The organism is Rhodanobacter sp. TND4EL1, assembly GCF_054061035.1.
The window spans coordinates 229,573-244,117 of record NZ_JBSSDT010000001.1 but is presented as its reverse complement, the minus strand read 5'-3'; the positions used below and the strand labels follow the sequence as shown (position 1 = coordinate 244,117).

At 64.4% G+C, this 14,545-nt stretch carries 11 protein-coding genes; 5 read left to right on the top strand and 6 right to left on the bottom strand.

All coding sequences use genetic code 11. The features are described from left to right. The first annotated feature begins 38 nt into the window (after positions 1-38). Complete coding sequence (locus ACVWWQ_RS01180; protein WP_457383270.1) at positions 39-3,134, top strand: ligand-binding sensor domain-containing diguanylate cyclase; 3,096 nt, start codon at positions 39-41, stop codon at positions 3,132-3,134. Here ACVWWQ_RS01180 and ACVWWQ_RS01175 read toward each other — a convergent pair. The 4 genes from ACVWWQ_RS01175 to ald all read right to left on the bottom strand — a co-directional run bounded on the left by ACVWWQ_RS01175 (position 3,101) and on the right by ald (position 8,025). Continuing rightward, the gene (locus ACVWWQ_RS01175) at positions 3,101-3,787 is read right to left on the bottom strand and encodes a YoaK family protein (protein WP_133950555.1); all 687 of its coding nucleotides are present in this window, start codon (positions 3,785-3,787) and stop codon (positions 3,101-3,103) included. The two genes, ACVWWQ_RS01180 and ACVWWQ_RS01175, sit on opposite strands and share 34 nt — an antisense overlap. A 7-nt stretch (positions 3,788-3,794) precedes the next feature. Next, the gene (gene lolA, locus ACVWWQ_RS01170; protein WP_099652261.1) at positions 3,795-4,460 is read right to left on the bottom strand and encodes an outer membrane lipoprotein chaperone LolA; all 666 of its coding nucleotides are present in this window, start codon (positions 4,458-4,460) and stop codon (positions 3,795-3,797) included. Between the two features lie 142 nt (positions 4,461-4,602). After that, a complete protein-coding gene (locus ACVWWQ_RS01165; protein WP_133950557.1) occupies positions 4,603-6,930 on the bottom strand; it encodes a DNA translocase FtsK in 2,328 nt (775 codons plus the stop codon). A gap of 30 nt (positions 6,931-6,960) precedes the next feature. After that, a complete protein-coding gene (gene ald, locus ACVWWQ_RS01160; RefSeq protein ID WP_099652263.1) occupies positions 6,961-8,025 on the bottom strand; it encodes an alanine dehydrogenase in 1,065 nt (354 codons plus the stop codon). Positions 8,026-8,241: 216 nt separating this feature from the next. On the opposite strand from ald, the gene trxB reads away from it, so the two are divergent. From trxB to aat, 4 genes are all read left to right on the top strand, one after another. Beyond that, a complete protein-coding gene (trxB, locus tag ACVWWQ_RS01155) occupies positions 8,242-9,207 on the top strand; it encodes a thioredoxin-disulfide reductase (protein ID WP_099652264.1) in 966 nt (321 codons plus the stop codon). Between the two features lie 99 nt (positions 9,208-9,306). Next, positions 9,307-10,563: a DUF2254 domain-containing protein gene (locus ACVWWQ_RS01150; protein ID WP_133950559.1), complete on the top strand. Its 1,257-nt coding sequence runs from the start codon at positions 9,307-9,309 to the stop codon at positions 10,561-10,563. Further along, positions 10,560-11,723 carry a GNAT family N-acetyltransferase gene (locus tag ACVWWQ_RS01145; RefSeq protein ID WP_208321615.1) on the top strand — a complete coding sequence of 388 codons (1,164 nt, stop codon included), beginning with the start codon at positions 10,560-10,562 and terminating at the stop codon, positions 11,721-11,723. Before ACVWWQ_RS01150 ends, ACVWWQ_RS01145 begins: the two co-directional genes overlap by 4 nt. After that, complete coding sequence (aat, locus tag ACVWWQ_RS01140) at positions 11,720-12,433, top strand: leucyl/phenylalanyl-tRNA--protein transferase (protein WP_133950561.1); 714 nt, start codon at positions 11,720-11,722, stop codon at positions 12,431-12,433. The genes ACVWWQ_RS01145 and aat overlap by 4 nt, the downstream gene beginning before the upstream one ends. A gap of 11 nt (positions 12,434-12,444) precedes the next feature. Here the strand turns inward: aat and ACVWWQ_RS01135 are convergent, their stop codons facing one another. Together ACVWWQ_RS01135 and ispG are read right to left on the bottom strand one after the other, a co-directional pair. After that, positions 12,445-12,969, bottom strand: coding sequence for a hypothetical protein (locus ACVWWQ_RS01135; RefSeq protein ID WP_133950563.1), 525 nt, complete (start codon positions 12,967-12,969; stop codon positions 12,445-12,447). Between the two features lie 151 nt (positions 12,970-13,120). Next, complete coding sequence (gene ispG / locus ACVWWQ_RS01130) at positions 13,121-14,380, bottom strand: flavodoxin-dependent (E)-4-hydroxy-3-methylbut-2-enyl-diphosphate synthase (protein WP_099652269.1); 1,260 nt, start codon at positions 14,378-14,380, stop codon at positions 13,121-13,123. Between the last annotated feature and the right edge of the window lie 165 nt (positions 14,381-14,545).

Sequence of the window (14,545 nt, the reverse complement as noted above, 5' to 3'; positions counted from 1 at the left end):
CAGGCGACGGGCGTGCGTGTTACTCAAACCGATGAGGCATGCGCACCGTGACGGGCGCGCGCCGCTGCCGGGTTTTGCTGGTGGCACTGATCGGCCTGCTGCTGGGCATGCTGTTCGGCTGCGCACCGGCCAATGCGACCGGAAGTGACCCATGGACTCCGTTTGAAGCGCCCTGGTTCAGTACGCTGGATATTGCCGAGGGCATACCGCATTCCACCACGACGGCGGTGGTGCAGGATCGCGACGGCCTGATCTGGATCGGCACCATCGGCGGACTGGTCCGCTACGACGGATATCGCATCGAAACGCTGGGCACCCACGGCAAGAGCACTCCGGGCCTGCCCGACAACTATGTGCGCTCGTTGTACGCGCTGCCTGATGGTGGCTTGCTGATCGGCACCAATGCCGGCGGCCTGGTCAGATTCGATCCGCGCGACAACAGCTTCAAGGTATATCCGGTCGGCCGACAGGGCTTGTCGGACCACAAGGTCTACGCGATCAGCAGCGATCATGCCGGCGGTGTCTGGATCGCCACCGAGGGCGGGCTGGACCACCTGGACCTTGCCAGCGGCAAGATCAGCCGGATCGAAACAGGCCCCGCGACCACTGCGCGCAATTTCAGCGTATTGCAGGACCGCGACGGCAACGTGTGGCTGGGCAACAACAATGGCCTGTTCGTGCGACGCAAGGGTTCGGACGCATTCGTGCGCGAAGCCGCCGCCGACCTGGCGGCCGGCACCGTGCTCGGCGACCAGATCTGGAGCATCCTGCAGGACCGCGCGGGCCGGCTGTGGATTGGCAGTGTGCAGGCCGGTGCCGCCTGGCGTGACACCCACGGCCTCTGGCATGGCGTACCCGGCTTCAGCGGTTACGCCAACGGCGCACGCCACCCCACCGTACGCGACATCCTTGAGGTGGATGAAGGCAAGGTGTGGATTGCCACCGATGGCAGCGGTGTCATTGACTATGAACCGGGGAACCCCACCAGCCGGGTGATCGCCCACGACCCCGCCGTGCATTCATCGTTGCCGGGCGACTCGGTGCGCTCGCTGCTGCTTGATCGCGCCGGCAACCTGTGGGCGGCCACCGACCTGGGCGTGGCGCGTACCCACCGTGGCACTCACACGGCATTTTCGTTGCTGCCCTCGCCGCTCGATCCGAACGCGCTGAGCACGTCCAATGTGCGTGCCATTTTTGTCGACTCGCGGGAACGCATCTGGCTGGGACTCGGCGCCGGTCACATCGACATCATCGACCTCAAGAGCGGCCGCATGGACCATCTGCGGCTGGCCGGCGGTCAGATCCAGCGCGGCGTGCACAGCATTGCCGAAGCAAGCGACGGCTCCATCCTGGTCGGTACCCAGGGCCTCGCACGCATTGATCCGGACTCGCTGGTGATCGAAAACTCGATCCTTCCCCAACTGCGCGACAAGCCCGTGTTGAGCCTGATGCGCGATGGCAACCGTGTCGTCATCGGCACCTATGACGGCATCTATCGATTTGATCCGCACACGCAAGAGCTGGAGCACGTGACCCACCGGCCGGGTGAGGCGTCCAGCCTGGCCAGCAACACCGTGCGGGAAATCGTGCGCGTGGGCAGTCAATGGTGGTACGCCACCAGCCGCGGCATCAGCATCGCCAGCGGCGGCAGCCTGCCCGTCAAGTTCACCAATTTGCTGCACCGTCGCGGCGACCCTGCCAGTCTTCCGCAGGACTACATCAGTTCGCTGATGCCCGCCGCGGACGGGCGCGTGTGGGCCAGCACGCTGGGCGGACTGAGCGTGTTGCAACATCAGGATGATGGCTCCTGGCATGCGCAGACCATCGGCATCGATGAAGGCTTGTCCAGCGACAACATCAATGCCGTGCTGGCCGACGACCGCGACCATATCTGGGCCAGTCTTTCCAACGGCGTCACGCGGATCGACAACCGCACGCTCGCGGTGGCCAACCTGGGCGCCCGCGACGGCCTGCACGTTGCCAGCTACGTCAGCATTGCCGCCGCCCGTGCCCCCACCGGGGAACTTCTGTTCGGCGGCCAGGCCGGCCTGACCGTCATTCGTCCGCACTGGCAGCCGCCAGTGACAACGCTGGCGCCGTTGGCCATCACCCGCGCCGAAGTCAACGACGCGCTAGTGCCCTTCGGCGCACTGCCCACCGATGGCGGCACGATCAAGCTCGACGGAAACACCCACAATCTGCGCCTGAACTTTGCCCTGCTCGACTACCAGGCGCCGATGGAGACCACCTACCGCTATCGTCTGGAGGGCTTTGATCACGACTGGACCGATATCCCCAGAGGCAGCGCGCCCAGCGCGAACTACACCAACCTGCCGCACGGCAGCTACGAGCTGCGCGTGCAGGCCACCACCCAGGGCCTGCAGCCACGGCTGGCGACCACCCGCCTGACTGTGGCGGTCAGCCCGTACTGGTATGAAACCACCGGCATCCGGATCATCGCGGCGTTGTTGCTGATCGCGCTGGTCGCGTTGCTGGTGCACCTGCGAACGCTTTATCTGCGTCATCAGGCACGCTGCCTGCAACGCGAAATCGATGAGCACACGCATGCGCTGCGCACCGCCAATCGTCGACTTGACGAACTGGCCAGCACCGATGGCCTCACCGGGGTCTACAACCGTCGGCGCTTCATGGAGTTGATGCGCGAACGCTGCGAGCAGTCACCCGAGCACATGGCGTGCATGGCGCTGTTCGATCTGGATCGCTTCAAACTGATCAACGACACGCACGGCCATCAGGCCGGCGACTCGGTGATCTGCCAGGCGGTGGAGGTGATCGCGCGGCATTGCCGCAAGAACGATCTGATCGGTCGGTATGGTGGCGAAGAATTCGTGCTGTGTCTGCCCGACACCCACCTGCAGCAGGCCCATGAAATCATTGAGCGCATCCGTCTGGAACTGGCTGGCATGACGCTGATGCATGAAGGTTCGGCGATCCTGGTGACGGCGAGTATCGGGATCGCGCAGCGGCTGGCGCACGAATCTTTCGAATCCTGGCTGTCGCGCACCGACAAGGCGCTTTACGAGGCCAAGCGCAACGGCCGCAATTGTTGTGCTCTGGCCGAGGACGCGCTGCCGGCTCCTCAGTCCGAACCGGCTGACACCGGGTTCCGGTAGCGGCTGTAAAGGCTGTAGCCCAGCCCGCAGAAACCGGTCATCGCGGCCGGAATCAGCAAGGCGTGTTCATGCATCACGCCGAACAGCATCGCGCCGATCACGCCACCGAGAATGAAGTTGCCGGCCACCAGCAGGCAAACGCGCACTCGCAACGTATCGACCACCAGTCCGCGCAGCATCTGACCCATGTAGATGCCCAGGTCGGTGAAAATGCCGGACACGTGCGTGGTGCGGAACACCATGCCGCTGTATGTACTGGCCATGCCGTTCTGCAGACCGATGCCCATCGAGGCCAGATAGATGCCGGCAGACTGGCCGTCGTCCAGCAAGGGAACCGCGGCGAACAGCAGCACCGATTCCAGCATCAGCGCCCAGCCGTAGCGCCGACCCAGCTGCAAGGTGCTTTGCTGCACAATCGCGCCGCTGAGCACGGCGCCCGCGACAAAGGCCAGTATCGACAGGCCCCAGTGCAGCACCTCAGCCCCGTCCGCGCTGGCAAGAGCCACCCCGAAAAGCGTTGCCGTACCCGTGAGGTTGGTGATCGGCTGGTGCCGAAACCCCATGTAGCCGGCGGCGTTGACCATGCCGGCAATGAACGCCAATACACCGCCGCCCACCCACGCCCAACGCGGCAACTGGCGCAAGACGGGCATGAATGACTCAGTCTTTCAGCGGCTGGGTGGTGATCACCGGCAGATCGCCGATCACGTCCGCACCCTTCGGCGGCACAAAGTTGAAGGTGGCCGGCGGAATCGGTGCGTTGCGCTGCCAGTGGGAGAAACGGATGTCGGTGGTGGAACCAAGCTGGTCGCGGAACTTCATCCGCGCAAGACCGTTCGCGTCAAAGCCCAGGTCGGCGTAATCAAACTGCGGGTCTTTCGCGGTGGAGCTGAGTCGCAGCCAGATGAGGCCGTCGTGCTCGCCCTGCTCCGCGACCTTGAAGTTCTTGTCCAGTTGCTTGACGTCGGTCAGCACGGTCAGCGGGCTGTGCGCTTCCTCGCTGCTCTGGACGCGCACGGTTACCTGTTCCAGCTCCGGGTCGTACATCCACACCCGGCTGCCGTCGGCGACGATGGTCTGCTGGTACGGCTTCAGCGTATCCCAGCGGAACTGCCGCGGCGCCTGCAGGGCCAGCGTGCCTGAGCTGTTCTTGCTGGTGCTGCCGTTGATGTCGGTCAAGGTCTGGCTGAAATCGCCGGTGAGCGAATGCAGGCCGGTGGCGAAAGCATCCAGCCGTGCGCGCGCCGGACCGGTGGCGGCCTGCGCCACGCCGCTCAACGACACCGTCAGCACGACAGCGGACAAGGCAAGCATGAAACGTTTCATCGGATTCCCCGGAACGTAATGAAAGGCGCCATTGTGAACAGCACTGGCTTAACCGACCTGTAGGGCGCGCACTGCCCGCCGCTCTGGCCACGTGGAAATGCAGAGCAATGGCCGGCGCGGGCAGTGCTGCCCTACGTCCGCATCAATTTTTGGGTGGCGGCGGTGCCAGCACTTCGCGGTTGCCGTTGTGCTGCGGGGCACTGACCACGCCGTCCTGTTCCATCTGCTCGACCAGTCGCGCGGCACGGTTGTAGCCGATGCGCAAATGCCGCTGCACACCGGAAATCGAGGCACGCCGCGTCTGCGTGACCACGGCCACGGCCTTGTCGTAGAGCTGGGCATCGGCGTCACCACCTTCCTCGCCCTCCTGCGGCAGGCCCGAATCATTGATGAACTTGCCGTCGCTGGTGGCCTGCACTTCTTCCAGCACGCCTTCGACGTAGTTCGGCGCGCCCTGCGATTTCAGCCAGTTGACCACGCCATGCACCTCGTGGTCATCGACGAAGGCGCCGTGCACGCGTTCGGGCGTGGCGGTGCCCGGCGGCAGGTACAGCATGTCGCCATGACCGAGCAGGGCTTCGGCGCCGGACTGGTCAAGAATCGTGCGCGAATCGATCTTGCTCGACACCTGGAACGCGATGCGGGTGGGGATGTTCGCCTTGATCAGGCCGGTGATCACGTCCACCGACGGACGCTGGGTGGCCAGGATCAGGTGCACGCCGGCGGCGCGGGCCTTCTGCGCGAGGCGGGCGATAAGCTCCTCCACCTTCTTGCCGACGATCATCATCATGTCGGCGAACTCGTCGATGATGATCACGATGTACGGCAGCGGCTCCAGCGGCTCGGCGGCCAGATTCGGCATCTCCGGATTGGGCCGGAACAACGGGTCCAGCAGCGGCTGACCGGCGTTCTCGGCGTCCTTCACCTTCTTGTTGAAGCCGGCCAGGTTGCGCACGCCCACGGCGGCCATCAGCTTGTAACGACGCTCCATTTCGGCGACGCACCAGCGCAGCGCGTTGGCGGCTTCCTTCATGTCGGTGACCACCGGCGCCAGCAGGTGCGGGATGCCCTCGTACACCGAGAGCTCCAGCATCTTCGGGTCGATCATGATCATGCGCACGTCTTTCGCGCTGGCCTTGTACAGCAGGCTGAGCACCATCGCGTTCACGGCCACCGACTTGCCGGAACCGGTGGTACCGGCCACCAGCAGATGCGGCATCTTGCCGAGGTCGACCACGATCGGCTTGCCGCCGATGTCCTTGCCCAGCGCCAGCGCCAGCGGCGATTTCATCTGGTCGTACTTGTCCGAACGCAGGATCTCCGACAGGTACACGATCTGCTTGTGCGTGTTGGGAATCTCCAGCCCGATCACGTTTTTGCCGGGAATCACGTCGACCACGCGCACGCTGACCACGGACAGGCCGCGGGCGATGTCCTTGTCCAGGCTCGACACCTGCGAGCCACGGATGCCGGGCGCCGGTTCCATCTCGAAGCGGGTGATCACCGGCCCCGGATAGGCACCGACCACCTTCACGTCGATCTTGAAGTCCTTGAGCTTGAACTCGACCTGGCGCGAGAGCACTTCGAGGGTCTCCTCGGAGTAGCCCGGCCCCTGCGGCGGCGCCTCGTCCAGCAGCGAGAGCGGCGGCAGTTCGCCCGGCGTGGCCGCGCCGACGAACAGCGGAATCTGTGTTTCCAACTTGGCCCGCTCGCTGCGCGTCACCGGCGCCGGGGGCGCCTCGATACGCACCGGTTCGCGCCGGGCCTGCTTCACCGCATCGGCCTTCTTGACCACGTCACGCTCGGTACGCGCCTGTCGCGCAGCCTTGGCCTGCGGTGCTTCGCGCAGCTTGCCACGCAGCCAGCCGACCAACTTCAGCACGCCCTGCCCGGTCCAGTCCATCAACCGGAACCACGACAAGCCGGTCGCCAGGGTCACCGCGATCAGGAACAGCGCCAGCAACAGCAATGGCGCGCCCTTGGCACCAAATGCGCTGAGCAGTGCATCACCCGTCCACACCCCGATGATGCCGCCGACACCCTGGGGCAACACCGGTTCATCATGAAAGTTGAGGTACAGCAGCGCCGGGCCCGTGATGAAAAAGAACACGAAGCCGATCAGCCGCAGCGCCGGTTCCCACGGATGCACCACGCGGTTGTCGCCACGCTGACGCAGCACCTGCACGCCCAGTAGAAACAGCAGCAGCGGGAAGCAATAAGCCACCAAGCCGAAGATCCAGCGCAGCAAGTCGGCGATGTAGGAGCCGACCGTACCGCCGAAATTGTGCGCATGTTCCAGCTGGCCCGCATTGGTCCAGCTGGGATCATGCGGGTTGTAACTGAACAGGCACACCAGCAGGTACAGCGCCAGTGGCAGCAGCAACAAGGCGCCGGCTTCACGCAGCCGGCGCTTCAACTCATCGCTGAGGGCAACCCTCGGTTCTTGCTTCACATTCGCGCTTCGCGCCACCTTGGGTGCCCCCTTCCTGCCTGCCAAGGCTCAGAGCATACCTTGCAGCGCCGGATGCACCAGCTTGCCGCCGTCGACATTGATGCCGACCTTCAGCGGCTCGAACTCGCGCCATTCGTTGCCGGCCGCCAGACGCTGCACGTACGGCAGGATCGCGGCGGAGATCGCCAACGACGAGGTCTGCGGCACCGCGCCGGGCATGTTGGTCACGCAGAAGTGGGTGACGCCATGCACGTCGTAGGTCGGCTCCTTCCAGGTGGTGGGCTTCGAGGTCTCGAAGCAGCCGCCCTGGTCGATCGCGATGTCCACCAGCACGCTGCCCGGCTCCATCGTCTTGACCATCGCTTCGGTAACCACGCGCGGCGCCTTGGCGCTGGGCACCAGCACCGCGCCGACCACGATGTCGGCGTCGCGCACTTCCTCGGCCACGGTCGACTCGTAGGCATACAGCGCGGTGACATTCGGACCCAGTTCCATCATTTCAGCCAGGCGATCCTGGCGCTTGTCGAACACCACCACGCGCGCGCCGGCAGCCGCCGCCAGCGACGCCGCGGCCTTGCCTGCCGCGCCACCGCCCAGCACCACCACCTTGCCACGCGGGGTCGAGGCCATGCCGCCCAGCAGCTTGCCCTTGCCACCCTGCGGACGATGCAGCAGCGTGGTGCCGATCTGGGTGGCAATGCGGCCGGCGATCACCGACATCGGCAGCAGCAGCGGCAGGCCGCCGTTCTCTTCCACCGATTCGAACGCCACGCCGGTCAGGCCGATCTCGAGCAGGCTCTTGGTCAGTTCCGGCTCCGCCGCCAGATGCAGGTAGCAGAACAGCAGGTGATGCTTCTTCAGCAGGGCCAGGTCACCGGCGATCGGCTCCTTCACCTTGACGATCAGCTCGCCCGCCTCGTACAGCGCAGCGGCGTCCGCCACGATCTTGATGCCTTCCTTGACGTAGGCCTCATCGGCAAAACCGCTCTTCAGGCCGGCACCGGACTGAATGAACACTTCATGGCCACGGCGAACCAGGTCGGCGGCAGCGGCAGGAACGAGGGCAACACGACCTTCAAGGGTCTTGGTTTCGGAGGGGATACCGATACGCATGGGAAAAAGAATCCTGTGGGAACACGTTGTAAATCCATCGCGCAGCTGCCGCGGTGGTGTCGTTGATCTGCCGGTACCTTGAATCGGTGCCTCGTATTCCCCATCCTTCCGGGGTTCGTGCGCTTTGTCGTCCGCAAGCCCGCATGGCGGTGAAGCCACAGCAGGGGCTGGAACGAACAGCCACTCAAGTCACCAGCAAACCCAAGGATTATAACCATGAGCACCCTCAAGCACAGCCGCCTGCTGATCCTCGGCTCCGGCCCCGCCGGTTACACCGCTGCGGTGTACGCGGCGCGCGCCAACCTGAAGCCGACCATGATCACGGGCCTGCAGCAGGGTGGCCAGTTGATGACCACCACCGACGTCGACAACTGGCCCGGTGACGTGGAGGGCCTGCAGGGCCCGGCGCTGATGCAGCGCATGGCCGAGCACGCCGAACGTTTCCACACCGAGATGATCTTCGACCACATCCACACGGCGGACCTGAAACAGCGCCCGTTCCGGCTCAAGGGCGATTCCGGCGAGTACACCGCCGACGCGCTGATCATCACCACCGGCGCCACCGCGAAGTACCTGGGCATCGCCAGTGAGGAGAAGTTCAAGGGCAAGGGCGTCTCCGCCTGCGCAACCTGCGACGGCTTCTTCTTCCGCGATCAGGACGTGGTGGTGATCGGCGGCGGCAACACGGCCGTCGAGGAAGCGCTGTACCTGGCCAACATCTGCCGCAAGGTTTACCTGGTGCATCGCCGCGACAAGCTGCGGGCCGAAAAGATCATGCAGGACAAGCTGTTCGAGAAGGCCGCCGCCGGCAAGATCGAGCTGGTCTGGAACCACACCATCGACGAAGTGCTGGGTGACGACACCGGCGTCACCGGCGTGCGCGTGAAGGACGTCAACTCCGGGGCCACCCGCGACATCGAGTCCACCGGCTTCTTCGTGGCGATCGGCCATACGCCGAACACCGGCATCTTCGAAGGCCAGCTCGACATGCACGACGGCTACATCAAGATCCACAGCGGCCAGGGCGGCATGGCCACGATGACCTCGGTGCCGGGCGTGTTTGCCGCCGGCGACGTGGCCGACCATGTCTACCGCCAGGCGGTCACCTCGGCCGGGTTCGGCTGCATGGCCGCACTGGATGCCGAACGCTGGCTTGACCAGCAGACACCCGCCAAGGCGTGACGGCACGATCGCGGCGTGGCAGCAGCCACGCCGCAGCCACGGCTTCGCAGAACGCCCGGCCAGCAGGCACAATGACTCCATGATGGCCGGATCCCCTCGATGAATGCCAAGTGGCGCCTGCTGATCGTTCGCACCGGACGACGGCTGTGGTTCCGCTCGGCGCTGTACGGCGCCTTTGGCGTGGCCAGTGCGCTGATCGGCACGTTTGCGAAATCGCTGATCCCGTCCAGCGTGGCGGCGCAGATCGGCGTGTCGGCGGTGGGCAATATCCTCGGCATCCTCGCCTCCAGCATGCTGGCGGTGACCACGTTCTCGCTATCGACGATGGTGGCGGCATATGCCGCCGCCAGCAGCAATGCCACGCCTCGCGCATCCACTTTGCTGATCGAGGACTCCGGGTCGCAACGAGCACTGGCCAGCTTCATCGGCGCCTTCCTGTTCAGCATCGTCGGCCTGATTGCACTCAGCACCGGCATCTACGGCGACAGCGGACGACTGATCCTGTTCGCGGCGACGATCATGATGATCCTCATGATCGTGGTGACGCTGCTGCGCTGGATCGATCAGATTTCCCGATTGGGCCGGGTCAGCGAAACCATCGACCGGGTCGAACAGGCAACCCGCGACGCCATGAAGACCCTGCTCGCCGCTCGCCATCTCCATGCACAACCATGGATCGAGCCGCCGGCCAACGCAGCCGGCATTTGCGGGCAGCGAATTGGCTACGTCACCTATATCGACGTGGGTCGACTGCATCAGCTCGCTGAACAAGCCGATGTGGACGTGTGGGCCGAGGTGGCGGCTGGTCGCTTCGTCACGCCCGACCAGCAATTGGCCCGGTTGTCGCACGCGGTCGACAACGACGTTGCCACGCAATTCGCCGACGCCTTCGTGGTCGAGGACCTGCGCAATTTCGACCAGGACCCGCGCTTCGGCCTGGTGGTGCTGACCGAGATCGCCCAGCGCGCGCTGTCGCCAGCCATCAACGATCCGGGCACCGCGATCGACATCATCGGCACGGTCACCCGACTCATGTGTGGCTGGGCCGAAGGTATTGCGAACGCGGCCCCCGCAGAACCGCGGTACCCTCGCGTCCATGTCCGCGCGCTGGACGAAAGCGACTGCTTCGAGGACGTCTATGCGCCCCTGGTGCGCGATGCGGCCGGCATGCTCGAAGTCGGAATCAGGCTGCAAAAGTCGCTGGAGGCGCTGGGCCGGCTTGGTTATCCGCCGTATCGCGAGCCAGCGGCAATGCATGCCGAGCGGGCGCTGCTTTTCAGCGCCAAGGCGATGGTGCTGGAAAGCGACCAGCAGCGGCTGGTCGAGATCGCCGACTGGCCCACGTGCAGCCCATGAATCGTATGGATTCGTCATGGCAGGTGCGCTTCCACGAGCGCATCGCCGAGATCGATGCCGCGGCATGGGATGGCTTGCGTGCGGATCCCAATCCCTTCGTTTCGCACGCCTTCCTGGCACTGCTGGAAGGTAGCGATTGCATCCGCCCGGACTGGGGCTGGCAGGCCCACCACCTGGCCCTGTATGAAAACGATCGCCTGGTCGCCGCCGCGCCGCTGTACCTGAAGGGCAACTCGCACGGCGAGTTCGTGTTCGACTGGAGCTGGGCCAGTGCGTGGGAGCGCGCCGGCGGCCAGTACTACCCCAAACTGTTGAACGGTGTGCCCTACTCACCGGTGCCCGGCCCGCGCCTGCTGGCTGGACACAGCGAACGTACACCGACACTGCAGCGCGAACTGGTCGAAGCGATGCGACGCGAAGCCGCCCGGCTGGGCCTGTCGTCGATCCACGCCAACTTCCTGCAAACGGACGAATTGGGTGCATTCGACGCGGACTGGCTGGTGCGCTCGGACGTGCAGTTCCACTGGCACAACCATGGCTATCGTCACTTCCCCGATTTCCTCGCCGCGCTGAATCACAAGAAGCGCAAGAACATCTTGCGCGAACGTGCCCAGGTAGAGGCCAGCGGCCTGACCATCGAATGGCGCAGCGGCGACAGCCTGGATCACGCCGAGTGGCAGCGCATTCACGCGCTGTACGAAGCCACTTTCGACATGAAAGGCAACCATGCAGCGCTGACGGCCGCGTTCTTCCACCGCCTCGGCGAACTGGGCTCCGCCGTGCAACTGGCGCTGGCCCGCGACGGCGAGCTCATCGTGGCGATGGCGCTGTTCGTCGAAGGCGGCAACGTGCTGTATGGCCGTTACTGGGGCGCGTCGATGGATGTACCGGGCCTGCATTTCGAGCTGTGCTACTACCGCGGCATCGAGTACGCTATCACCCGCGGACTGCAGCGCCTCGAGCCCGGCGCCCAGGGCGAGCACAAGCTGGCGCGTGGCTTTCTGCCGGCGCGCACGCACTCGCGCCACTACCTGGTCAACCCGGACTTCCGCGCGGCCGTGGCCAATGCGCTGCTCGGTGAAGTCCAGGCCGTCGACGCCTATGCCGCCGAATTGCGGCAGCACAGCCCCTACGCCAATCGCGATACTGCCAAACCATGATTCGCCTGCCGCTGCTCGACGCCGATGCATGGGATCGCTTCCCCGACCCGTCCAGTGCACTGACCGAACCGAATGGCCTGCTAGCGTTCGGCGGTGACCTGTCGCCGCGACGGCTGCTGGCGGCTTACAGTCAGGGCATCTTTCCGTGGTTCAGCGAGGGTGAGCCGATTCTTTGGTGGTCGCCGGATCCGCGCTGCGTTTTTCATACGGCCGACCTCAATGCCAACCGAAGCCTGAGGCGCACGCTTGCAAAAAAGCGCTGGACTTTCACCGCTGATCGCGCGTTTCACCAGGTCATGAAGGCCTGCGCCGAACCCCGAAGCAGTGATTCAGGCACATGGATCGGCCCGAAAATGATTCAGGCCTACGGACAGCTTCATGAGCAGGGCCACGCACACAGCGTGGAAGTCTGGGATGGCGCGCGACTGATGGGCGGCATCTATGGGGTGACGGTTGGCCGCATGTTTTGCGGCGAATCAATGTTCAGCCGCGAAAGCAATGCCTCGAAATCAGCGCTGATGGTCTTGGCAGGCTTGCTGCGTGCGCGCGGCTTTCCATTGATCGACGCCCAAGTTGCCAATGACCACACGTTGAGCCTTGGTGCCAGGGAAATACCCCGAACGGAATTTCTGACTCAACTGGCCGATCTCGGATCTTTCTCAGAAAAGCCCGGCAGTTGGCTATCCCCACTTGAACTGCCGAGCTACTGATTCAAACTTTCTCAGGCTTGGCCTGTGCTCTTCCCGGACCCTGACGGTGGCGAGGGCGGCGGGGCAACTGGGTGGTTCTCCCAGCGTGGCGGATCGACGCCACCGCGCTCACGGACATATTCCTTGCCAGTGTAGATGACGTGTCCGTCAACCAGTTTCCAGTCGCTGGTGTTGCGCATGGCTTCGCTGGAAACATAGGAAAAATAGGCCTGTTTCTGCCCATCGGCAGCGGGCTCGGTATGCAATTGCACCGTCATGAGCACCTGGCTCTCGACATGGCGACCATTCTTCACGGCGGGCTTGGTGATCCACTTGGAGATAGTGGTCTTCAACAGCTTTTGCAGGCTGTCGGGAAGCTTCTCTGCGTAGCGGATCCTGGAAACACGCCCCTGCTCACTCACGGATACAACCACAGCCATGGGCCGTGCCTGGTCTGCTTGTGTTTCGGGCACTGGTGTCTGTGGCGCAGCTGCGAATGCGGATCCACCGCAAGCAAGCAGCACGCCGGCAATCATCGCCGAATGTAGCTTCTTCATATCGCCTCCGTGTCGTTCGACCATCTGGATGTGTTGAAAGCAATCGAAGCGAGTCCTCCCCTGAGGTGCGCCCCATCCCTAGACTGCCCGGTCCGATCCGCAGATGCAATTGAGAGCATTGCATAGACGTCACGGTCGCCAACCTTCCCGGTCAGCTCGCCCGGGCCGTATAGGTCCGCTCAACATAACTATCGAGAATGTCGACGAACTCGGCCGCAATATTCTCCCCACGCAAGGTCATCGCCTTCTCGCCATCGATGAACACCGGCGCGGCCGGCGCCTCGCCGTTGCCCGGCAGCGAGATGCCGATGTTGGCGTGCTTGGATTCGCCCGGGCCGTTGACGATGCAACCCATCACCGCGAGGGTCAGGTTTTCCACGCCGTCGTACTTCACCCGCCACAGCGGCATCTGCTCGCGCACATGCTCCTGCACGGTCTTGGCCAGCACCTGGAAGAACTCGCTGGTGGTGCGGCCGCAGCCGGGACAGGCGGTGACCAGCGGCGTGAACGAACGCAGGCCCATAGTCTGCAGCAACTCCTGCGCCACGATCACCTCGCCGGTGCGCGAAGCACCCGGTTCGGGAGTCAGCGAGATGCGGATGGTATCGCCGATGCCTTCCTGCAGCAGCACCGCCAGCGCAGCGGCGGAGGCGGTGATGCCCTTGGAACCCATGCCAGCCTCGGTCAGCCCCAGGTGCAACGCATACTTGCAGCGGGTGGCGAGGTCGCGATACACCGCGATCAGTTCCTGCACGCCGGAAACCTTGCACGACAGGATGATGCGGTCGCGCGGCAGCCCCAGCTTTTCGGCCAGCGCGGCCGAATCCAGCGCCGAGCGAATCAACGCCTCGCGCGCCACGTGCGAGGCGTCCCACGGATCGGCGCGATGGGCGTTTTCGTCCATCAATGCGGTGACCATGCCCTGGTCCAGCGAACCCCAGTTGGCGCCGATGCGCACCGGCTTGTCGTAGCGCAACGCCTTTTCGATGATCGATGCGAACTGGCTTTCGTGCTTCTTGCCGAAACCCACGTTGCCGGGATTGATGCGATATTTCGCCAACGCCTCGGCGCAGGCCGGTTCGCGTTCCAGCAGTTGATGGCCGTTGTAGTGGAAGTCGCCGACGATCGGCACATCCACGCCCATCATCTGCAGACGCTCGACAATGCGCGGCACGGCGGCCGCCGCTGCAGGGGTGTTGACCGTGATGCGCACCAGCTCGGAACCGGCGCGGGCCAGCTCGGCGATCTGCTTTGCGGTGCTGGCCGGGTCCTCGGTATCGGTGTTGGTCATCGACTGCACCACTACCGGTGCACCACCGCCGACTTTCACCTTGCCAATGGATACCGGCACGCTGGGACGGCGCAACGCCGGACCGGCCGGACGCGGTTTCTCTGCAGCAATCTCACTCATGGAATCAACCGGATAACAGGTCGCGATGGTTCGCGGCGATACCGGCAAGAATACCCGATCAGGCTTGCCCTTCCGTGACCAATCGGCGCAGGCTGGTCGCACCGGGTGACGTCTTTGATGTTTCCGTGGGTCGTCAAACGTGGGCGAATTGCCGCAGCGACTTGA

Bases quoted from the DNA above. Each gene is read 5' to 3' on its own strand.
- ACVWWQ_RS01180 (WP_457383270.1), top strand. From the start codon at position 39: ATGCGCACCGTGACGGGCGCGCGCCGCTGCCGGGTTTTGCTGGTGGCA.
- ACVWWQ_RS01175 (WP_133950555.1), bottom strand. From the start codon at position 3,787: ATGCCCGTCTTGCGCCAGTTGCCGCGTTGGGCGTGGGTGGGCGGCGGT.
- lolA (WP_099652261.1), bottom strand. From the start codon at position 4,460: ATGAAACGTTTCATGCTTGCCTTGTCCGCTGTCGTGCTGACGGTGTCG.
- ald (WP_099652263.1), bottom strand. From the start codon at position 8,025: ATGCGTATCGGTATCCCCTCCGAAACCAAGACCCTTGAAGGTCGTGTT.
- trxB (WP_099652264.1), top strand. From the start codon at position 8,242: ATGAGCACCCTCAAGCACAGCCGCCTGCTGATCCTCGGCTCCGGCCCC.
- ACVWWQ_RS01150 (WP_133950559.1), top strand. From the start codon at position 9,307: ATGAATGCCAAGTGGCGCCTGCTGATCGTTCGCACCGGACGACGGCTG.
- ACVWWQ_RS01145 (WP_208321615.1), top strand. From the start codon at position 10,560: ATGAATCGTATGGATTCGTCATGGCAGGTGCGCTTCCACGAGCGCATC.
- aat (WP_133950561.1), top strand. From the start codon at position 11,720: ATGATTCGCCTGCCGCTGCTCGACGCCGATGCATGGGATCGCTTCCCC.
- ACVWWQ_RS01135 (WP_133950563.1), bottom strand. From the start codon at position 12,969: ATGAAGAAGCTACATTCGGCGATGATTGCCGGCGTGCTGCTTGCTTGC.
- ispG (WP_099652269.1), bottom strand. From the start codon at position 14,380: ATGAGTGAGATTGCTGCAGAGAAACCGCGTCCGGCCGGTCCGGCGTTG.